The 20,423-nt window shown below is 68.6% G+C and carries 17 protein-coding genes; 10 read left to right on the top strand and 7 right to left on the bottom strand.

The annotated features are described in order from the left end of the window. Window positions 1–24 precede the first annotated feature (24 nt). Window positions 25–1,326 (bottom strand): MdtA/MuxA family multidrug efflux RND transporter periplasmic adaptor subunit, encoded by a 1,302-nt coding sequence (locus tag Q0Z44_RS00655; protein WP_298008617.1) that lies wholly within the window; start codon window positions 1,324–1,326, stop codon window positions 25–27. Window positions 1,327–1,565: 239 nt separating this feature from the next. On the opposite strand from Q0Z44_RS00655, the gene Q0Z44_RS00650 reads away from it, so the two are divergent. After that, window positions 1,566–2,021 (top strand): flagellar basal body-associated FliL family protein, encoded by a 456-nt coding sequence (locus Q0Z44_RS00650; protein WP_298008614.1) that lies wholly within the window; start codon window positions 1,566–1,568, stop codon window positions 2,019–2,021. On the opposite strand, the gene Q0Z44_RS00645 is transcribed toward Q0Z44_RS00650, so the two are convergent. Both Q0Z44_RS00645 and Q0Z44_RS00640 read right to left on the bottom strand, forming a co-directional pair. Next, window positions 1,996–4,065 carry a S8 family serine peptidase gene (locus tag Q0Z44_RS00645; RefSeq protein WP_298008611.1) on the bottom strand — a complete coding sequence of 690 codons (2,070 nt, stop codon included), beginning with the start codon at window positions 4,063–4,065 and terminating at the stop codon, window positions 1,996–1,998. The genes Q0Z44_RS00650 and Q0Z44_RS00645 overlap by 26 nt on opposite strands. A gap of 131 nt (window positions 4,066–4,196) precedes the next feature. After that, window positions 4,197–5,855 carry a carbamoyltransferase C-terminal domain-containing protein gene (locus tag Q0Z44_RS00640; RefSeq protein ID WP_298008606.1) on the bottom strand — a complete coding sequence of 553 codons (1,659 nt, stop codon included), beginning with the start codon at window positions 5,853–5,855 and terminating at the stop codon, window positions 4,197–4,199. Window positions 5,856–6,012: 157 nt separating this feature from the next. Between Q0Z44_RS00640 and Q0Z44_RS00635 the strand changes: the two genes are divergently transcribed. Next, complete coding sequence (locus Q0Z44_RS00635) at window positions 6,013–6,840, top strand: HDOD domain-containing protein (RefSeq protein WP_298008603.1); 828 nt, start codon at window positions 6,013–6,015, stop codon at window positions 6,838–6,840. A gap of 82 nt (window positions 6,841–6,922) precedes the next feature. Further along, window positions 6,923–7,159, top strand: coding sequence for a cysteine-rich CWC family protein (locus Q0Z44_RS00630; protein WP_298008598.1), 237 nt, complete (start codon window positions 6,923–6,925; stop codon window positions 7,157–7,159). A gap of 122 nt (window positions 7,160–7,281) precedes the next feature. Here the strand turns inward: Q0Z44_RS00630 and Q0Z44_RS00625 are convergent, their stop codons facing one another. Further along, on the bottom strand, window positions 7,282–7,587 hold the full coding sequence (locus Q0Z44_RS00625; protein ID WP_109035538.1) for a hypothetical protein: 306 nt from the start codon (window positions 7,585–7,587) through the stop codon (window positions 7,282–7,284). Between the two features lie 207 nt (window positions 7,588–7,794). Here Q0Z44_RS00625 and Q0Z44_RS00620 point away from each other — a divergent pair, with 207 nt between their 5' ends. Genes Q0Z44_RS00620 through Q0Z44_RS00600 form a run of 5 tightly spaced genes read left to right on the top strand, consistent with a single transcriptional unit; the run spans window position 7,795 to window position 12,135 of the window. After that, window positions 7,795–8,358, top strand: a complete 564-nt coding sequence (locus Q0Z44_RS00620) for a GbsR/MarR family transcriptional regulator (RefSeq protein ID WP_218929763.1) — start codon at window positions 7,795–7,797, stop codon at window positions 8,356–8,358. Between the two features lie 4 nt (window positions 8,359–8,362). Further along, complete coding sequence (locus Q0Z44_RS00615; protein ID WP_298008586.1) at window positions 8,363–9,748, top strand: cytochrome ubiquinol oxidase subunit I; 1,386 nt, start codon at window positions 8,363–8,365, stop codon at window positions 9,746–9,748. 1 nt (window position 9,749) lies between these two features. Beyond that, window positions 9,750–10,757, top strand: coding sequence for a cytochrome d ubiquinol oxidase subunit II (locus tag Q0Z44_RS00610; RefSeq protein WP_298008583.1), 1,008 nt, complete (start codon window positions 9,750–9,752; stop codon window positions 10,755–10,757). Between the two features lie 56 nt (window positions 10,758–10,813). Beyond that, window positions 10,814–11,446, top strand: a complete 633-nt coding sequence (locus Q0Z44_RS00605; RefSeq protein ID WP_298008579.1) for a glutathione S-transferase — start codon at window positions 10,814–10,816, stop codon at window positions 11,444–11,446. A gap of 2 nt (window positions 11,447–11,448) precedes the next feature. Then, window positions 11,449–12,135, top strand: a complete 687-nt coding sequence (locus tag Q0Z44_RS00600; RefSeq protein ID WP_298008574.1) for a glutathione binding-like protein — start codon at window positions 11,449–11,451, stop codon at window positions 12,133–12,135. 39 nt (window positions 12,136–12,174) lie between these two features. On the opposite strand, the gene Q0Z44_RS00595 is transcribed toward Q0Z44_RS00600, so the two are convergent. The 3 genes from Q0Z44_RS00595 to Q0Z44_RS00585 are packed head-to-tail and all read right to left on the bottom strand — an operon-like array spanning window position 12,175 to window position 16,404. Beyond that, a complete protein-coding gene (locus Q0Z44_RS00595; RefSeq protein WP_298008570.1) occupies window positions 12,175–13,509 on the bottom strand; it encodes a diguanylate cyclase in 1,335 nt (444 codons plus the stop codon). Further along, window positions 13,506–14,399, bottom strand: coding sequence for an ABC transporter substrate binding protein (locus Q0Z44_RS00590; protein ID WP_298008565.1), 894 nt, complete (start codon window positions 14,397–14,399; stop codon window positions 13,506–13,508). Before Q0Z44_RS00590 ends, Q0Z44_RS00595 begins: the two co-directional genes overlap by 4 nt. A 46-nt stretch (window positions 14,400–14,445) precedes the next feature. After that, the gene (locus Q0Z44_RS00585; protein ID WP_298008560.1) at window positions 14,446–16,404 is read right to left on the bottom strand and encodes a TonB-dependent receptor; all 1,959 of its coding nucleotides are present in this window, start codon (window positions 16,402–16,404) and stop codon (window positions 14,446–14,448) included. Between the two features lie 246 nt (window positions 16,405–16,650). Here Q0Z44_RS00585 and Q0Z44_RS00580 point away from each other — a divergent pair, with 246 nt between their 5' ends. Both Q0Z44_RS00580 and Q0Z44_RS00575 read left to right on the top strand, forming a co-directional pair. Next, window positions 16,651–18,243: a PAS domain-containing methyl-accepting chemotaxis protein gene (locus Q0Z44_RS00580; protein ID WP_298008554.1), complete on the top strand. Its 1,593-nt coding sequence runs from the start codon at window positions 16,651–16,653 to the stop codon at window positions 18,241–18,243. Window positions 18,244–18,383: 140 nt separating this feature from the next. After that, window positions 18,384–20,309 (top strand): methyl-accepting chemotaxis protein, encoded by a 1,926-nt coding sequence (locus tag Q0Z44_RS00575; protein ID WP_298008549.1) that lies wholly within the window; start codon window positions 18,384–18,386, stop codon window positions 20,307–20,309. Window positions 20,310–20,423: the final 114 nt, after the last annotated feature.

The following is a 20,423-nucleotide window of genomic DNA, read 5'->3' as shown; positions in this document are numbered from 1 at the left end:
AGGCATCCAGTCAGCGTGACGGCGTCAGTGCGCGGGCCGACCGCGGCGCGCGTTGCCGGGCGCGGAGGCGGTGGACGCCGCAGAGGCGGCAGCAGCCCCGGCCGGGACCACGTCCACCGCGCTGCCGTCTTCCAGCCGCTCGCTGCCGTCCACCACCACCTGCTCGCCGCCACTCAGGCCTTCCGTCACCGCCACACGCCCCTGGTCACGTGGGCCGATCTGCACCAGTTGCATGCGGGCCTTGCCGCCCTCCACCACATACACGTGCGTGCCCTTGGCCCCGCGCAACAAGGCCGCCTCGGGAATGCTCGGCACGCCGATCAGCCGGTTCACGCGCAGCCGCGTGTTCACGAACTGGTTGGGAAACAGCACCCCGTCGGCGTTGGCAAACCGGGCCTTGAGCTTGACGGTGCCCGTGGTCGCGTCGATCTGGTTGTCCACCGCGATCAGCCGTCCCACGGCCAGCCGGCGGCCGCCCGAGCGGTCGAACGCCTGCACCTCGAGGCCATCCGGGCGGCCGTTCAGCGCCCCGATCTGGTCCTGGGGCAGCGCAAACACCACGCTGATCGGCTGGACCTGGTTGATCACCGCCAGGCCGTTGGTGTCGGTGCTGCGCACCATGTTGCCCGGGTCGACCTGACGCAGGCCGATGCGGCCCGAGACGGGTGCCGTGACGCGGGTGTAGCCCAGCTTCAGCCGGGCGTCGTCCACCGCCGCCTGGTCCACCTTGAGCGTGCCCTCGAACTGCGCGACCTGCGCCTGTTGCGCCTCCAGCTCCTGCTGCGATGCAGCGTCCTGCCGCACCAACTCGGCCAGGCGGCGCGCAGCCAGACGGGCGTTGTCCAGCAGGGCCCAGTCTCGCTGAAGCTGCCCTTGGGCCTGGGCCAGCGCCACCTCGAACGGGGCGGGGTCGATGCGGGCGAGCACATCGCCCGCCTTCACCTGCTGGCCTTCTGTGAAGTGAACCGATTGCAGCAGCCCGTCCACCCGCACCCGCACGGTCGCCGTCGCGGTGGACGTCACGGTGCCCAGCGCATCGAGCACCACATCCATGTCCTGGCGCACGACCTCGCCGGTTCGCACAGGCACGGGCTTGTCATTGCCACCCCGGCCCCCGCGTCGGCGCTCTCCGGGTGGGGTCTTGCCCGCGGGCCCGCGCGCAACGGCAGCGGTGTCAGCCTTCGGGTCTGCCCCCCGCTGCGTCCACCACCAGCCCAGGGCTGCCAACAGGGCAGCCAGCGCCAGCAGGCCCACCCAGCGCATGCGCCCCTGCTGTCCACCTCGGTCCATCCGGGCCCGCTGCCCGCTCGCCGTTGTCGCTGTCATTGCGTAGTTTGTGATCCGGTGCCCGGCAAGGGGCCGGGCTGCGCCCGCATTGTGTCAAAGCGTGCATGGTCGCACCGCCACATGACCCGGCCGTGCCTCACACAGAAAAGTTTCGTGAATGCCACGCTGCCGCGCACGAGCGTGCAGATGTCGCACGCGGGCCCGGTGTGCTGCCCACAAGCGGCGGCCGACGCCCTAAGCTTTGCGTTTCCGACCACTTGGCCCCGAGGACCCGACGCATGCCGACCGCCCGCCCTGCCACCACCCCGCCCCGCCGCGACCGCCAGGACTGGCTCGTGGGCCTTGGCATCGGGCTGGCCACGCTGGGGCTTGGCGTGGGCGTGTGGTTCTACACCCAGAAGCCCTCCGAAGACCCGGCACGCCCGCGCCCGGCCTGGGTGGACCTGGGGCGCATGACCCCCCAACTGTCGGATGGCAGCTTCGTGCGCGTCGAGGTCAGCCTTCAGGTCAGCGACAAGGACGCCCAGGCGGTGCTGGCCCCGCTGACGCCAGCCTTCAAGTCCATGGTGACCCAGTTGGGGGCCGAACTGAGTGCCGAAGACGTGATCGGGCCGGACGGCATGCGCGAGATGTCTCGTGAGATCCGCCGCAGCGTGAACGACCACCTTGCGCGCCAGCACATCGACGCGCGCGTGCAGCGCGTGGCCTTCAGCGACTACGTGCTGGTGCCCTGAGCGCCCGCGCGGGGCGCCGGTTGGCGGCCACCGCGCACACCAGCATCAGGGCCAGCAGGGCCGCCACGTCGATGCGGCCGCCCCCTCCCCCACCGCCCGAGCTGCCGCCAGCCTCCGTGCTGCTGCTTTGCGCCACGACGGCGCTCGCCACGTGCACGAGGTGGTCCGAGGTGCCGGTGCGCCCCTGGTCATCGGTCACGGTCAAGCGCACCTTGAAGGTGCCAGCCGCCGAGGGAGTGGCCGTCACGGAAACGGTGCTGGTGTCACCGGACAAGGCGGTGACGATCCCGCCCCCGTCACGCAGGCTCCAGCTGTGGCTCGTGATCTGCGCCGTGGCGGTGCTGCCCATCGAGCCCGCACCGCTGAGCGTGATGGCCCGGCCGGGGTACAGCGTGGCGCCACCGGTGGACACCACGGCGACCGGCTGGTCGACCGCGGCCACAGCCTGGCCCACGTCCAGCATGCCGGCGCCGCACGTGGTCTCCGTGCAATGGCACTCGAGCTGTTTCGTGCCCGCCACCGGTGCCGTGCACTGCGGCGTACCCGAACTGCCCCCGGCGCTCGGAAACGCCCGGGCGGTGTTGCGCAGGATCTGAGCGACCGCAGCCGGCGTCAGCTCGGGCCGCGCGCTCAGCAACAGTGCCACGGCGCCGCTGACCTGCGGGGCCGCGAAGCTGGTGCCGTAGGTGGGCCTGGTGCTGCTGCTGTAGATCGCCCCACTGCTGCCGGTCACCGGCGTGGTGGTGCCGCTGTTCAGCGTGGTGAGGATCGGGTATTCGCAATTCGAGTCGGACGACGAGTTCACGCAGTTGCCGCTGGGTGCGCCCAGCGTCACCTCCGGGCCCAGCGCCGAATATCCCACCTTGGTGCCCACGTGCCGCAGGCCGCCCACGGCGATCACCCCGGGGCAGTTGGCGGGCACCGTCACGGCCGCGCCGTTCGAGTTGCCTGCCGAGGCCACCACCACCACGTTTCGCGCGGTCAGCTCGGCCACCACGTCGCGGTAAGCCGCCGAACAGGCGCCCGTGCCACCCAGGCTCAGGTTGATCACCCGGGCGGTCGAGGTGCTGCTCAGGGCGCTCACGCCATTGACCGACAGCCCTGCAGCCCAGCGCATGCCGGCAATGATGTCCGAGTCGTACCCCCCGCACTTCGCCAGCACGCGCACCGGCAGCAGGCGCGGCTCCCAGGCCACCGACGCCATGCCGACGCCGTTGTCGCTGCTGGCGCCCAGCACGCCACTGACCTGCGTGCCGTGCCATGAACTGCTGGGCCGCACCTCGCAATCGTCATACAGCGAAGGGTTGGCATTGATCTCGGCTTGCGTGAGCCAGTCGCCCAGGTCGGACGCGTCGGCCACACGCCCGCCGCCGGGGTAACCGGCCCGCGTCCCCTCGGCCACCATGCTGTAGCCCGGTGAAATCAGCTTGCTGCTCAGATCCGGGTGATCGAAGCGCACGCCGGTGTCCAGCACCGCCACGACCACCGAATTGCTGCCGACCGCATTCAGGCCAGCGCGGGTCCCCAGCGTCGACCAGGCTGCCTGCGCGTTGATCGCGGCCTTGAGGGTGGGGGTGGGCGCTCGCAAGTACCACTGTCCCGCAGGCAGCGCAGCGGTCGCGCTCGCGGCAAACAGCGGGTCGGTTGGCTCCGCCACGCTACCGGGCCGGCGCCAGCCGTCCACCACGGCGTACTCCACGTCGCTGCGAGCTGCCAGGCGGGCGGCCAGATCACGGGCGGTCATCCCGTTGGCCATGGCCACGTGCATGCGGGGCGCCACCTGCCGCCCGTCGGTCAGGGCCAGTCCGGCGCGCTGCCCCAGTCGACGCATCGGCCTCGGTTCGTCGGCGGCCAGCCCTTGCGCGGCCTGCCGCTGGCTCACGGTGGCGAGGTCGCTGTCGGCACGCAGCTTGACGATGACGCGGGCGGTGCCGGGAAGGTCAGACGCGGCCAGCGCCCCCTGCGACACAAGCGGTGTCGCCAACAAGGTAGAAAGCGCCAGCGCGCCGAGTCGCCGCCACGGCGAGACAGGAAGGAGGGGCATGGAGGGAGCAGCCTGGTTCACGGATTGCGGACAGATGGTAGTCGCACCGCGCGAAACGCGCATGTCAACCGCGACACGTCCACGCCCCGGCGATGCAACGAATGTCACGTATGACCCGCATTTGCCGCCGATCAAGCGCACGGCGGGCGGGCCGCCACCAGGTCGCCGATGAACAACGCATCCAGCCCGGCGGCCTGGAAGGTCCGCACGGCGTCCTGCGGGCTGTCCACCACCGGCTCGCCATCGACATTGAAGGAGGTGTCCAGCAACATCGGCACGCCGGTGGCCCGGGCAAAGGCCTCGATCAGCCCCCGCCACCGGGCTGGCGCGTGCGCATCCACCGTCTGCAGGCGCCCGGTGCCGTCGCGGTGCACCACGGCCGGCACCTCGGCCCGGCGGGCAGCCCGGAAGGGCAGCACCTTGTCCATGTAGGGCGAGGCAGGCTGCCGCGTGCCCTCGAACCAGTCTGGCTGGGCCGCGGCCAGCACCGCCGGGGCGAACGGTCGGAACGCCTCCCGGAACTTCACCGCCCGGTTGATGCGGTCCTGCATGCCGGCGTGGCGCGGGTCGGCCACGATGGAGCGGGCCCCCAGCGCCCGAGGGCCGAACTCGGCCCGGTCCTGAAACCAGCCGAGCACCTGCCCCTGCTGCAGACGGGCCACCGCCTCGGCCTCCCGCTCACCGTCCTCCAGGCGGCGCCAGGGCAGGCGCGCAGCCTGGAGCGCGGCCATCACGTCGGCCTCGTCGAACGATCGCCCCAGGCAGGAACTGACGCCGGCCTGGCCCCGGTCAGCCAGCGGCGCGGTCCAGCCCAACTGCTGCGCCCCCAACAAGGCGGCGCCAATGGCGCAGCCACTGGCATCCGGCGCAAACGGCACGTAGACGGCATCAAAAGGCCCTTCGAGCGCGGCCCGTCCATTCGCCAGCGAGTTCAGCATCACGCTGCCGCCCAGGCACACCTGGCGCAGACCGGTCCGCTCATGCAGGGCGTGCAGCCGCGCCAGCACATGGCCTTCAGCCAGCGCCTGAACGGACGCTGCCAGATCGAAGTGAGCGGACTCCCAGGGCGCCTCGGGGTGTCGGGGTGGGCCGAACAGCGCCTCGGCCGGCCCGGATGCCCACTGCAGGCCACCGTCGGGCGCCGTCTCCCACAGGCCGGGGGCGAACCGCAATCCGCGTTCCGGGTCGTCCGCCAGGGCCACAGACCAGGCCTGCGCATACCGCCCCGGATCGCCCCATGCGGCTGCGCCCATCACGCGCCACTCGTCGCCATCGGGGCGAAGGCCGAGCCAGCGTGTCACCGCACCATACGCCGCGCCCATGCCGTGGGGCCCGGGCTCCGCCCTCACCGCCCGCACGCCATCCCGGCTCTGCACACCGCTGCGCCCCTGCTCACCGCCGCCAGCCACGGCATGGGCCTCGCTGCACCACACGGCCGCCTCATCGAACGGTGACAGCCCGACGGCCTGCGCCCACTGCGCCGCCATCAAGGGCACGCTCACCACGCGCGGGGCCGCCACCTTGTGGGTGGCCGCCCAGTCGAGCCAGTGTGGATCATGTTGCAGCGCCGGCGCCCCGGCCACCACAAACCGGCGGACGTCGGCGGCGGTCAGGCCCAGCATGCGCAGGCCTGCCGTCAGCGCGTGCACGGGGCAGGTACGGCTGCCCTTGCGCCGGGTCAGCCGCTCTTCGGCCGAGGCAAAGGCCAGCCGCCCGTTCACCCAGATGGCGGCCGCACCGAGGCCTGTGCCCCAGTGCAATCCCACGGTCACCATCTCGCTGTGCTGCATGGCGCGCAGTGTGCAGCAAAGGCAGCCCCCCACCGTGTTGCGAATCCCCCGCCCAGGCGATGTTGCAAACCCGACACCCTCGGTGAAGCGTGCTTTCTGCACGGGCGCATTCGCCGACACCGGCCTAGAGTGGCGCACCCGTCCCAGCCTGTCCTTCATGAGCCCCGTCAGCAGCTTCTTTCCGTTCTCGCTTGTTCTGCCCAACATGCCGGGGGTCGCCATGGAGCTGATGCGCAGCCTCAATGACGACAACCTGTCGCTCAACGACCTGGCCCTGGTGATCGGGAAAGACCCCGCCTTGAGCGCCACGGTGCTGCGCGTGGCCAACACGGCGCGCTACAGCCCGTTGCGCAGCATCAGCAGCCTGCGGGAAGCCACCGCCACGCTCGGCATGGTGACGCTGCGCAACCTCGCCATGGCCAGCTGCATGGCCCGCAGCTTCCCGGCAGTGCCCGGGCTCGACCGGCGCCGCTTCTGGCGGCGGGGGCTGGCCTGCGCGCACTATGGGGCGCTGCTGGCGCGTCCGGCCATGGTCGACGGTGAAGTGGCCTACCTGGGCGGCCTGATGCTGCAGACGGGGCAACTGCTGATGATGCAGGTGGAGCGGGAAGGGGTGGCCGTGATCGAGGCCAGCGTCGCGCGGCCGGGCGACCGCTTCGTGCTCGAGCAGGCGCGCTGGCAATGCACCCACGCCGACGTCACCGCCGAACTGGCCCGTCGCTGGAAGTTTCCGGATGCGCTGCTGCAGGGCTTTGCCGCCGCCAGCCGGCCCCGGGAGACCCGCCCCTTCCAGCCCCTGGGCGGCGTCCTTCATCTCGCCGCGGTCCTGGCCGACGCCACGGACATGAACCTGCCCGCCGCCGAGTGTCTGGCGGCAGTGGCCCCCGATCTGGTGGGCCATTTCCGCATCAACCTGGACTGGCTGGCGGAACGGGTGGTGCACACCGCCGAGCTGGATGCCGAAGTCGACAGCATGATGGGGTGATGCAGGTATTTTCGCGGGTGGACGCACCGAGAACCGGCGCGGACACTGCGTGCTCTCAGCCCCTGACACCCGACAGCCTGCGATGAAACCGCCGACCGCTGACGCCCTGAACGACGCCGTGTGCCCCCTGTGCGGCGGGCCCAACGGCTGCGCCTTGTCCGGCGCCCGGTCGCTGGACGCCCCCTGCTGGTGCAAATCGGTGACTTTCAGCCCCGCGCTACTGGCCCGCGTCCCGCGCGACAAACGCGGTCTGGCCTGCATCTGCGAACGGTGTGCCACCGGCGGCGGTGCCCCCTCTGCCGACCCTGCCGATTGTTAATGCGGACTTCACGGAACTGCCACATTTCAAGGCAGACCACCGGGTTTCCCAGGGAGGGGGGCGTTTGCCCAAGGCTTCCCAACAGACTTATCCACAGGAAGCGGGGATAAGTCAGAAAGCGGTCAGCGCTTGGGTTCGGTACTGGACCAGAGACGGGCCTGCAGGCGCTGGGCGAAGCGCCCACAATTGAAGCCGGCGCGGCTGGCCAGCTCGCTCAGGCGACCGGCAGCCTGGGGCCGACTCGGCTCGCCCACGAGGGACTGCATCTCCTGCTGACGGCCATACCAGCGGGCGTGGGCCAGAAGCAGCATGGCGCAGGCCTTCTGTTCCGGCGAGACGCCTTCCAGCGTGTCCCAGGCCTGGGCATTGAAGCGGCCATGCTGGGCGGCGCAGAAATTCAGCAGCTGTTGCTCGGTGTGACGGTTCATGGAACGAGGGCTTCCACTTGCTACGGTGTCTCTACAACGTGGCACCCCCCCGGCCGGATGACAGGCCATTCACAAAAAAACACGGGAGGCCTGCAGCCCACCGCCTTCCGTTTAACCCCCTTAGCCCCAGAGGTTAATTCTCTGTTTTCAGGATTTTCTGAAATTCAAGAAACACAATCGCCTCACCCCCTCGCATCCCTCTTCCCCATGAGCACCATGTCCCCCCTCGTTGCCAGCTTTGTCGCCCATTTCGGAGAGATGGGCAGCCGCTGGGGCATCAACCGGACCGTCGGTCAGATCTACGCGCTGATCTACCTCTCTCCCCGGCCGCTCAACGCCGACGACCTGACGGAAGCGCTGGCCTTCAGCCGCTCCAACGTCAGCATGGGGCTCAAGGAGTTGCAGTCGTGGCGGCTGGTGCGCCTCAAGCACCTGCCCGGCGACCGACGCGAGTACTTCGAGGCCCCGTCCGACGCGTGGGAGATTTTCCGCACGCTGGCCGAAGAGCGCCGCCGCCGCGAGGTGGAACCCACCTTGACCATGCTCCGCGGGGCCCTGATGGCCGCCCCGACCACCGACGACGACCGTGTCGCCCAGGAGCGGATGCAGGGCATGCACGACCTGATCGAACTGATGATGACCTGGTTCGACGACGTGCAGCGCATGGACGCCCGCACCCTGGCGCAGCTGATGAAGCTCGGCGCGAAGGTCGGCCGTTTGCTGGAGTTCACCGGCCACCTCAAGGTAGCCGGACAACGCGACCCGGAGTGACGCCATGGACGCCCTCGACACCCTCCTCCTCTCGCGGCTGCAATTCGCGGCCAACATCACCTTCCACATCCTGTTTCCCACCATCAGCATCGCCCTCGGCTGGGTGTTGCTCTTCATGCGATGGCGCTGGCTGCGCACCGGCCACACCGCCTGGCTGGGTGCCTGGCGGCTGTGGACCAAGGTGTTCGCCCTCACCTTCGCGCTGGGCGTGGTCAGTGGCGTGACGATGAGCTTCCAGTTCGGCACCAACTGGCCGGGCTTCATGGCTCGCGCCGGCAACATTGCCGGGCCCTTGCTGGGCTACGAGGTGCTGACCGCCTTCTTCCTGGAAGCCACCTTTCTGGGCGTGATGCTGTTCGGCCATGGCCGGGTCAGCGAGCGCATGCACCTGGTGGCCAACTTCCTGGTGGCCTTCGGCACGACGATGAGTGCTTTCTGGATCCTCAGCCTGAACTCGTGGATGCAGACGCCACAGGGGCACACGCTGATCAACGGCGAGGTGCACGCGGTCGACTGGCTGGCGGTCGTCTTCAACCCCAGCTTCCCGTACCGGCTGACGCACATGCTGCTGGCGTCGGGCCTGACAGTGGCCTTTCTGCTGACGGGGCTCGCGGCCAGCCAGGTGCTGCGCGGCCGGGCCAACGCCGCCACGCCCAAGGTGCTGCGCCTTGGCGTGACGCTGGCCGCGGTCCTCATCCCGATCCAGATCCTGGCGGGTGACCTGCACGGCCTGAACACCCTGAAGCACCAGCCGGCCAAGATCGCTGCGATGGAAGGCATCTGGCACACCGAGCGCGGCGCCCCGCTGCTGCTCATGGCCTGGCCCAACGAAGCCGAGCAGCGCCATGACTGGGCCATCGGCATCCCCCGACTGGGCTCGCTCATCCTCACGCACGAACTGGACGGCGAGATTCAGGGCCTCTCGGCCTTTGAAGGCGCACACCCGCCCGTCAAGCCGGTGTTCTTTGCCTTCCGCATCATGGTGGCCACCGGCATGTTGATGCTGGCCGTCAGCTGGCTGGCGTGGTGGCGTCTGCGTCGCACCGGTTGGCGCACCGAGGTCACCGGGCCCAGGTGGCTGTGGCGGGCGTTGGCCCTGATGACCTTCTCGGGCTGGGTTGCCACGGTGGCCGGCTGGTATGTCACCGAGATCGGCCGCCAGCCGTACCTGGTGTATGGCGTGCTGCAAACCGCCGACCTGGTGACGACGACGCCGGCCGCCACCGTCGCCTGGAGCCTGGGGGGCTACCTCGTGCTCTACGTCGGGCTGCTGCTCGCTTATGTGGCCGTGCTGCGCTACCTGGCCAGCAAGCCGCTGGATGCCGCGGGCCCCGATCCCATCGTGCCCGGCATGACGCCCGAACAGGGCCTCACCCAGCAAGGAGCTTGAGATGGACTTCGACACCTTCCTGCCCGTGCTGTTCTGGCTGCTGATGGGCGTGTCCATGCTCGCTTACGTGGCGCTCGATGGCTATGACCTCGGCGTCGGGATGCTGCTGCCGCGTGCGCACGACGACGCCGAGCGCGACGAGATGGTCTCCTCCATCGGCCCGTTCTGGGACGCCAACGAGACCTGGCTGGTGCTCGGCGTCGGCCTGCTGCTCATCGCCTTCCCGAAGGCGCACGGGGTGATCCTGCAGGCGCTGTACATCCCGGTGGCGCTGATGCTGCTGGGTCTGATCCTGCGCGGGGTGGCCTTCGACTTCCGGGTCAAGGCGCGCGCCCAGCAGAAGCCGCTGTGGAACGCCGCCTTCTTTGCGGGCTCGCTGCTGGCGTCGCTGGCGCAGGGCTGGATGCTGGGCCGCTACGTCACTGGGCTGGCCGAAGGGCCGATGGCCCTGGCATTCGCCGCCGGGGTGGCGATTGCGGTGCCGGCGGCCTACGTGCTGCTGGGCGCCTGCTGGCTCATCCTCAAGACGGACGGAGCCTTGCAGGAGCGCGCGGTGCGCTGGGCCAAGATCGCCTGGCCGGGCCTGGTGCTGGCCCTTGCGCTGGTGTCGATCGCCACGCCGCTGGTCAGCCCCACGGTGGCCGGGCGCTGGTTCACCTTGCCCAACCTGCTGGCCCTGCTGCCCGTGCCCCTGATGGCGGGCATGGCCCTGGTGGCGCTGCGCGGGCTGCTGAACTCCCATCGCATCCGTGGGCCGCAGGCCCGGCTCGCGTGGCTGCCGCTCGTGCTGGCCGTCAGTGTGCTGGTGCTCGGGGCGTTCGGGCTGGCCTACAGCCTGTACCCCTATGTGCTGCTCGACCGGCTCACGGTGTGGGAGGTAGCGAGCGCACCGTCCTCGCTCAAGATCATTCTGGTGGGCACTGCCATCAGCCTGCCGGCGATTGCGGGCTACACGGTGTTCGTCTACCGCGTGTTCGGTGGCAAGACGAGCGGCATCACCTACGGGTGAGCCATGGGGTGTATCCCGCATGGGCCGGGTGCGCGGCATCCGGCACGATGCTCCGCATGATCACGCTCTACGACTGCGCCACGGCGCCCAGCCCCCGCCGCGCCCGCATCCTGCTGGCAGAGAAAGCCATTCCGCATCACACGGTGCAGATTGACCTGGTGCGAGGTGAGCAGCTGGGCGAGGCGTTCAGGGCGCTCAACCCGCAATGCACCGTGCCTGCCCTGAAGCTGGACGACGGCACCGTGCTGCCCGACAACGCGGCCATCTGGGCCTGGGCCGAAGCGGTCTACCCTGAGCCACCGATGCTGGGACGTACGCCGATCGAGAAGGCGCAGGTGGCCAGCTGGAACGCGCGGCTGGAGTTCGAAGGGATGCTGGCGGTGGCGGAAGCCTTCCGCAACACGAGCCCCGCCATGAAGGACCGGGCCCTGACCGGCGAAGCCGCGGTGCCGCAGATTCCGGAACTGGGAGCCCGCGGCCTGGCGCGCGCACTGCGCTTCTTCGACACGCTGAACACGCATCTGGCCGGCCGCGACTTTATTGCGACCGACCACTTCACGCTGGCCGACATCACCGCCGTGGTGCTGGTCGACTTTGCACGCATCATCCGCTTCAAGCCGGGTGAAGCCCATCCCCACCTCGCACGCTGGCGCGCGGCGCTGGCCGAGCGGCCCAGCCTGAAAGCCTGACCATGATCGACCTGTACACCGCCGCCACGCCCAATGGGCACAAGGTTTCCGTGGCCCTCGAAGAGATGGGCCTGCCCTACACGGTGCACGCCATCGACCTGGCCTCGGGCGAACAGAAGCAGCCGTGGTTCCTGAAGCTCAACCCCAACGGACGGATCCCGGTCATCGTGGACCGGGAAGCCGACGACTTTGCGGTGTTCGAATCCGGCGCCATCCTGGTGTACCTGGCGGAGAAGACCGGCACGCTGATACCGAGCGACGTCAAGGGCCGCTCGCGCGTCATGCAGTGGCTGATGTTCCAGATGGGGGGTGTGGGGCCGATGATGGGCCAGGCGAACGTGTTCTTCCGCTACTTCCCCGAAAAGATCCAACCCGCCATCGACCGGTATCAGAACGAGTCGCGCCGGCTGTTCGAGGTGCTCGATGCGCAACTGGCGCAGACCGAGTGGCTGGCGGGCGATGCCCTGTCGGTGGCCGACATTGCCAACTGGTGCTGGGTGCGCACGCACCGCTGGTCCGGGGTGTCGGTCGAGGGCCTGACGCACCTGCAGCGCTGGCTGGACGCGATGAAGGCCCGGCCCGCCTGCCAGCGCGGCGTGGCCGTGCCCGTCAAGGTGCAGAGCCTGGTGGAAGACGACAAGGGCTCGGCGGCCTTCATCGCGCAGGCGCAGAAGATGGTGCAGCGCTGAGCTGAATACGACGCAGAGGCCTTCAGCCGCTCAAACGCTTCACTGAGCACCCAAGGCAGGTGAGCCGCCCTCCCGCACCACGCAATTGCGCCCCTGCTCCTTTGCCCGGTACAGCGCGGCATCGGCGCGCGACATCCAGCGCGTCAGGCTCAGTTCACGCCAGTCGAACTGCGCCACGCCAATGCTGACGCTGAAGCGCAGCGGTCGGCCATTGGCCATCAGGCGGCTCTCACTCACGGCACCGCGAATGCGCTCGGCCAGCACGGCGGCCTGCTCGGCATTGACATTGGGCAGCAGCACCACGAACTCCTCGCCGCCCAACCGCGCCAGCAGGTCCATGTTGCGGATCTGTTGCTGCACCACCTGGGCGAAGTGCACCAGCACCGCGTCACCGGTGACGTGCCCGTGCTCGTCGTTGATGCCCTTGAAGTGGTCCAGGTCGAGCATCAGCAGGGAGAGGTCGTTGCGGTAGCGCAGCGCGCGCTGCATCTCGACTTCGGCCACTTCGGTAAAGGCCAGCCGTGTCGCGGTGCCTGTCAACGTGTCCGTGCGGGCCGCCTGCTCTGCGGCCTCCTTCTGGTGTCGCAACTCCCGGGTGGCCTGCTCGACGCGGAACTGCAACTCTTCCTGCGTGGCCGCGATGCGCCCGATCATCGCGTTGATGCCTTCTGCCAGCGACGCCAGCACGCCGCTGCGCACCCCGTCGATCCGCTCGTCCAGTGCCCCCTGACCGACCCGCGTCACCACGTCGTTGATGGCGGTGATCTGTGCCGTCACCCGCGATGCGAGCAAGGTCGCCAGCCCGCCGGCCAGCACCAGCCCGCCTGCCGCGGTGACGAGCGACCAGAGCAACAGCTCGCGCTGCTGCTGCGCCAGCCTGTCGAGCGACACCTCGAGCACGGCATGGCCCACCAGCCGGGCGCCCTGCCCATAGGCAATGCCGGCCGACGGCGTGGGGGTATAGAGGTCATCGGTGGGCGCGATGGTGGGGTAGATCGGCAACTCCACGCGCAGGCGATCGCCGAGCTGCACATCCAGCGCCGCACCCAGCGAAGGCTGGCCCTCCAGCTTGCCGGCCGAGGCCAGAAGCTGGCCATGTGCGTCGTACACGGCCACCGCGTGCAGCTGCGCGTCGTTGCGAATGGCCGCCTCGGCGAGCCGGCCCAGCCCTTCGCGGTCGCCGGCGAACACCATGAACTCCGCGGCACTGCCGAGCTGGCGCGCCGAGGCCACGCCCCGGTCCGTCAGGGCATCGGCCATGCGGTCACCATACCGGTACGCAAAACCGATCACCAGCATCACGATCACCAGCAGCGCCGGCAGCGCCGTGGCAATCCACAGGCGCGCGCGCATTCCGCCCAGGCTCAAGCTCACCGCCCACCCTCCTGTCGCCGAATCAGTTCGGCCAGTGCAACGGGCTCAGGCACGTCGAGCCCCAAGGATCGGCACACCTGTTCGTTGGCCGCAATCATGAAACCATCCGCCAGGCGGGACGCTGGCCAGTTCTGGGCTTGTGGAGCGTGCTTCAACATCGATGCCACCTGCCGTCCCACCTGGGCCGGGCTCGCATACAGACCAAGGGCTGCCCCGGAACGAACCAGGGCAGGTGAATAGGCGACCACCGGTACGCGCTGCCGGTACGCCGCGATCAGCACGCGCTGAAGCGCACCGGCATCGGCCACGGTGCTGTCCGGTAGCACGAGCAGCACGTCGCTGTCCGCCAGGGCCGTGCGCAGCGCGGCGTACAGCATGTCGGGATGGCCGACGGTCACCGGGGTCAGCTGCAAACCGCGCTCACTGGCCTCTTCCGCCAGCACCTGGCGCATGGCCTGGCCGTCGGGCCCCAGCAACACGCCCACACGCGAGGACTTCGGAAACACCCTGCGGATGAGTTCCATGTAGCGCTCGGGCGGCTGGTCGAGGTAGACCGCCGACACCCAGGCAGGCGGACGCCGCCAGATCGCCGTGAAGGCCTCGCGCGGGATCAGCGCCGCCAGCACCGGCACGCGGGCCCAGTCGGCCTGCAGCTCGGCACGGCTGTGCACCTGCCGCAACGCGCCGCTGCCCAGGGTGACCACTGCGCCGGGATGCCCCTCTGCAGGCAGCTGCCCCGATTCCAGAACGATGAGATCACCGCGCCGGCCCGACTGGCGCCACGCCACCTGCAACGCAGACAGCGCTTCGGCGTGCGCCCCACCTGCGTCCGAGGGCAGCACCCACACCGAATCGCCCGCCGCGCGCAGGGGCAGGGTCGCTCCGGCCAACGCGGCGCCCGCGGCAAGCAGCAGTGACTGGCGCCGGTTGATCAGATCAGATCTCCAGCTTCAGCGTGACGAACACGCGCCGGGACAACTCGAAACCACGGCTGACCAGAAACGCATCCTGATCACCTTCGAGCGACTGGACGGTGAGCGCTGCCTCGGCCTTGCTGTCGGCCAGGCGGAAAGTCCGCGCCAGGCGCACGTCGGTGCGGTAGGAGAACGGCATCCAGTCGCGGTCATAGCGCCATGTCATGCCGCCCAGCCGCTCGTGAATCACGCTGAGTTCCAGTTGCTGTGTCAGCCGCTGAAACCACGCGATCGTCGTGTGGTGCCGCGGAGGGCGGCGCTCATCGCTGATCTGATAGTTGACGTTGTCCCACTTGGTCTCGGTGAACGTCTGATTCAGCCACAGCTCCGTGTCGCCGGCCGGCTTCCAACGAATCTGGTACTCCCCGCCGGTGACCAGGAGATCGGTGTAGTTCAGGTAGTCCCGCGCCCGCTTGCCTGTTTCACGGTGTCGCTGGCTGGGCAACCGGGCCACGATGAAGTCATCCAGTTGCTCCCTGAAAAGCCGCACGTCGAACGTCAGGCGGTAATCCGGCAAACGGCCCACATAGCCCAGCTCGATGCTCTTGAGCTTCTCGGGCTGCACCTTGCCGGTCGCTGCGTATTCGTGCTGGTAAAGCGCACCGTCCGTCGTGTAGTGCCGGATGTCGGCCACATACTCGGACAGGTTGGGCGCGCGCACCGATTCCGTCGCGCCAAAACGCAGCGTGTGCCCTGGCGCAAGCAACCAGTTCGCCATCAGGCGCGGCGTCGCATACGTGCCCGCCAGGCTGTGGTTGCCCACGAACAGGCCCGCGTTGAACAACCACTGGGGCGTCATACGCCACTCGACCGTGCCAAACGCGCGGGCTTCCTGGAAGGACTGCCATGCCGTGTTGTTGTACAGGGCTTCCGACTTGGCGCGCTCGTCCTTGAAGCCCAGTCCGACCAGCGCGCGCACCGTGTTGCCGAGACCGAAACGGCGCTGCGCCTCGACGTTGGTCCGTCGGCCCAGGGCGCCATAGTCCCAGATCACGCTGGCGCCGGGAACCGGCGGACTGCTGGTGAGCTTGCGGTTGGGCGACAGCGCGTAATCCTTCTTGCGGTCCTCCATGAAGCTGGCCGATACCTTGAGCTCGTCGGAGTCCGCAAGCTGGCGTCGCCAGTCCACCTGCAGATACATGTCGCGGCTGTGGATCGTGTGGTACGGGTTGCCGTCGTCGGTGGCGCTGTACCCTTCCCCGGCGGCCAGGTAGGACACCCCGCTGGCCAGCATCACTTCATCCACCGAAGACGGGCGCAGGTCCATCCGGCCATTGAGCTGGCTGAGGCGTTTGTTGTCGTAGGCGTTCTCGTATCCGGTGTCGCGCTGTTCCCCGGCCGACAACCGGAAGCTGGCCACCTCGTTGCCGGCGCCCACACGCGCCCGCTTGTCGAAGATGCCGTCGTTGCCGAGGGTCACACCCAATTCGCCACCCACCGTGTCGGCGCTGTGCCGCGTGATGATGTTGATCACGCCGAACATGGCGTTGGCACCATAGGCGGCCGAGTTGGCCCCGCGCAGCACCTCGATGCGCTCGATGTCCTCGAGCATCACGCCCATCATGCCGCGGTGCGTGTCACCCAGATAGGCCGAGGAATAGATCGAGCGGCCATCGATCAGCACCAGGTTGCGCGTGCCGAAGTCATCCAGCGGCACATGGTAGGCGGCGAGCGGGTTGGCACCGTTCCAGCCGCTGGAGACATAGCCCGGCACCAGTCGCAGCACCTCGGCCACCGTGCGCGCGCCCGACTGGCGGATGGTCTTGCGATCGACCACCGTGATCGCACCCGGCGCTTCATTGAGCGGCTGCTCGAGCCGGCTGGCTGTCAAGACCACCGGGATGTTGGCGTAGTAGTCGTCTTCGGAGGGCGTGCGCACATCGGCACGTGCAGCGGCGGTACCGGCCACGGCAAAGCACATCCCCAAACACCTGACAACCGCTCGAACACGCCACATGAAAGTACAGCCTGGAGACCCGACTTGTTGAAGCCGCCGATTATGTACGCGCCGCACCGGGCCACTGCCCCCATCGCCTGCGCGATCTGCGCACGAGCATGACGCAGCGCTGACAGAAACCGAGCGTTACCAGCCACCACTCGGGCAAACCCTAGACATCCCTGCGTCCGTGCAGATAATCAGTTGCCTGTTTGTTACACGGCGTCACAAATGCGGTCAAATCTCCCCGTCACTCAAAACGAGGTCCTGTTTGCCGAGGGTGACTCCCTCGTCACCACGACGGACCTCAAGGGCCGCATCTGCTACTGCAATCCCAGCTTCATCGAAGTCAGCGGCTTCACCAAGGACGAGTTGCTCGGGCAACCGCACAACGTGATCCGTCACCCCGACATGCCGGAAGAGGCCTTCCGGGACATGTGGGCCACGATCTCGCAAGGCCTGCCGTGGTCCGGCATGGTGAAGAACCGGCGCAAGAACGGTGACTTCTACTGGGTGAAAGCCAACGTGACCCCGCTGCTGGACGCACGCGGCGAGCTCACCGGCTACATGTCGGTGCGTAACCGGCCGGACCGTGCCGCCGTGGCAGAGGCCGAAGCGCTGTACCAGCGCATGAAGGCTGGTGGCGACATGAGCGGCCCGCTGAAGCTCGACCGGGGTCACCTGTTGCCCACCCATCCGCTGGCTCGCGCGCTGGATCGTCTGCAGCCGGGGTTGAAGGGCAGGATGGCATTGATGTCCGGCAGCCTGGGCTTGCTGGGTTTTCTCCTGGGCGCGTACCAGGCCGGTGGGCCCGCGTCCCCGTCGGCGGGCATGCTGACACTGGGTCTGACGGCCGCTGGAGGCTGCGCGCTGCTCGGTGGGTTCTATCTGACACGCCAGGTGCTGCGCCCGATCGCCTCGCTCACCCGGTCTGTGCATCAGATGGCGGGCGGCAACCTGACCGCCGAGGTGGCTTCGGCACACCATGACGAGATCGGCCGACTGTCAGAGGCCCTCACACAGGTGAACGCCAACTTCACTGCCATCGTCCGCGATGCGCGCCGGGGGGTCTCTCACCTGCGCAGCGACACCGCGGACATCGCCCATGGCAATGGCGACCTGAATCAGCGCACCATCGTGTCGGCCGGTCAATTGCAGCAGACGGCGGCCTCGGTCGAGCAGATCACCACGAGCGTGTCGCAGAGCGCGCACAAGGCCGAAGAGGCCACCAGCATGGCCAACGCCGCCAAGCGCGCCGCCGAGGCCAGTGCCGCTTCGGTCGCGCAGATGTCAACCAGCATGCAACGCATCCACACGGCATCCGGCCGCGTGATGGACATCATTCAGGTGGTGGACGAGATCGCCTTTCAGACCAACCTGCTGGCCCTGAACGCAGCGGTCGAATCGGCCCGGGCAGGCGAGCATGGCCGCGGCTTTGCCGTGGTGGCCGGCGAGGTACGCACGCTGGCGCAACGCAGTGCGGTGGCGGCGCAGGAGGTGCGGACCCTGATCAAGGACACGGTGCAGCAGGTAGAAGCCGGCGACGCACAGACCCTCCTGGTGCAGCAGGGCATGGACGATGTGCAACAGGCCATTCACGCCGTGCATGCGTTCATCGCCGACATCACCCATGGCATGCAGCAGCAGAAGCTTGGCATCCAGCAGGTCAACGGGGCGATCAGCGAGTTCGATCACATCACGCAACAGAATGCCGCACTCGTTGAACGCATTGCGCACGCGGCCGTCGACGTCACCCGACAGGCCGACGATGTCGCGGCTTCGGTGGCCGTGTTCCGCCTGAACGGCGATGCCGTGACGCCCTGAGGCGTGAACGGCATCACGCGCAAGCCGTTGTCGTGCGGCTCTCCGCGCGGGCCGGCAAAAACTGTCGAGATCTCCTGACAGCGCAAAGCGACGCCGCTGCCTACATTGCGGGCATTCATCGGCATCGGTCATTCCCACTCATGCGTTCGATCAACGACCTGCGGTTTGCGCACAAATTCCTCATCCTTGGCATCCTGGCCGCGGCGATGATGGTGGTGCCCTCGGCCCTCCTCATGCGGGGCGATCTCCAGTCCATCCACCGGGCACAGGAAGAAGTGCAAGGGCTTGCGCCATCCGGTTCGCTGCTCAAGCTGGTGCAGCTCACTCAGCAGCACCGCGGGCTCTCGGCGCTGTACCTCGGTGGCAAGGAGAAGAGCCCGGAGCCGCGGCAGGCCAAGCAACGTGAAATCAATGCGGCCATCGAGACCGCACTGGCCGAAGTCAAGGCACTGGACAGCAACGCGCTGTCGGATGCGGCACAGGGCATCGCGCGTGACTGGCGCGCCGTGGCATCGGCCGTGGATGCGCGCGGCGTGGCCGGCCCCGAGAGCTTCGCGCGCCACACGGCCCTGGTGACGGCCCAGCGCAACCTGGTGCTCGATATCGCCCGGGCCACGGGCATCGCCACCCACCAGCAGCCGGCGGGCTACTACCTGCAGCTTGCGGTGCTGGAGCATCTGCCTGCCCTGGCAGAAAGCCTGGGACAGATGCGCGCACGCGGCACGCTGCTGCTGACCAACGGTCAGGGCACGCCCGATGAACGTGCGGCCATTGCCTCGCTGGCTGGTGCGATGAAAGACAGCCTGGACCACGCCAAGCGCGCCCTGGCGCAGGCGGTGGCCGAGGACGCGCAACTCGGCCGGACACTGAATGGCCCGATCGGCGAGGCAGTTCAGGCCGGCGAGCGTGGGCTCGCGCTGATCGACCGTGCGCTGATCCGCGCTGAATCGCTGACCCACCCGCCAGCGCAGTACTTCGCCGAAACCACCCAGGTCATCGACACGCAGTTCAAGCTGGTGGATGCGGCCTTCGCAGCGTTGAAGGCCAACCTCGACCAGAACGCCGCCCGCACACAGCAACGCGTCCTGATGGTGCTCGCTGTCCTGGCCTTGCTCGGCGTGCTGGGCGCCGCCCTCGTTCTGTCGATCACGCGCTCCACCGTGCGGTCGATCTCCCGCGCGGTCGACCTCGCCAAGGCCGTTGCCGACGGCGATCTGACGCAGCGCGTGGCCTCGACCGACCGCGACGAGGTGGGCGACCTGATCCGCGCGCTGGACCGCATGACGGACAGCCTGTCGGCCACCGTGGGTGCCGTGCGCGCCAATGCGGACTGCGTGGCCAGCGCCAGCCAGCAGATTGCCCATGGCAACAGCGATCTGTCACAGCGCACGGAAGAGCAAGCCAGCGCGCTTGCTCAGACTGCCTCGTCGATGGAGCAACTGGGCGCCACCGTGCGGCAGAACGCCGACAGCGCCGGCCAGGCCGATGCCCTCACCCAGGCCGCCACCGAGTCCGCCATGCGCGGGGGCGAGATCGTGCAGGGTGTGGTCACCAGCATGCGCAGCATCGACGAGCACTCGCAGCGCGTCACCGACATCGTCGGCGTGATCGACGGCATTGCCTTTCAGACCAACATCCTTGCGCTCAATGCGGCTGTGGAGGCCGCGCGCGCGGGCGATCACGGCCGGGGCTTTGCCGTCGTGGCGAGCGAGGTGCGTCTGCTGGCTTCGCGCAGTGCCGAGGCAGCCAGGGAGATCAAGCAGTTGATCGCCGCCAGTGTGGAGCGCGTTCAGGAAGGACGCGACCATGCCGAGGAGGCCGGCGAAGCGATGAAGACCATCGTGGGCGCCGTCGAACGCGTGGCGCACATCATGTCGGAGATCCGCTCAGCCAGCGAAGAGCAACGGGCCGGCGTCTCGCAAGTGGGTCTGGCCGTGCATCAGATGGATGCCTCCACGCAGCAGAACGCCGCGCTGGTGGAGCAAAGCGCGGCGGCGGCCGAAAGCCTGCACAGCCAGGCGGCCGAACTGGTGAAGGCCGTCAACACCTTCAGGCTCGCAGCCTGATCCTGTGCACCAGCGGCACTGCCTCGCACCGCCATGGTGCGCGGCACTGCATGGCAAGCTGGCATCACCCTTGCATGAAGACCAGTGAGAGCAGTCCGGTCGGCGCACCACGCC

Origin of the sequence: uncultured Aquabacterium sp. (assembly GCF_947366995.1) — a bacterium.
GTDB lineage: Bacteria > Pseudomonadota > Gammaproteobacteria > Burkholderiales > Burkholderiaceae_C > Aquabacterium.
This window is presented reverse-complemented; position numbering and strand designations above follow the sequence as displayed.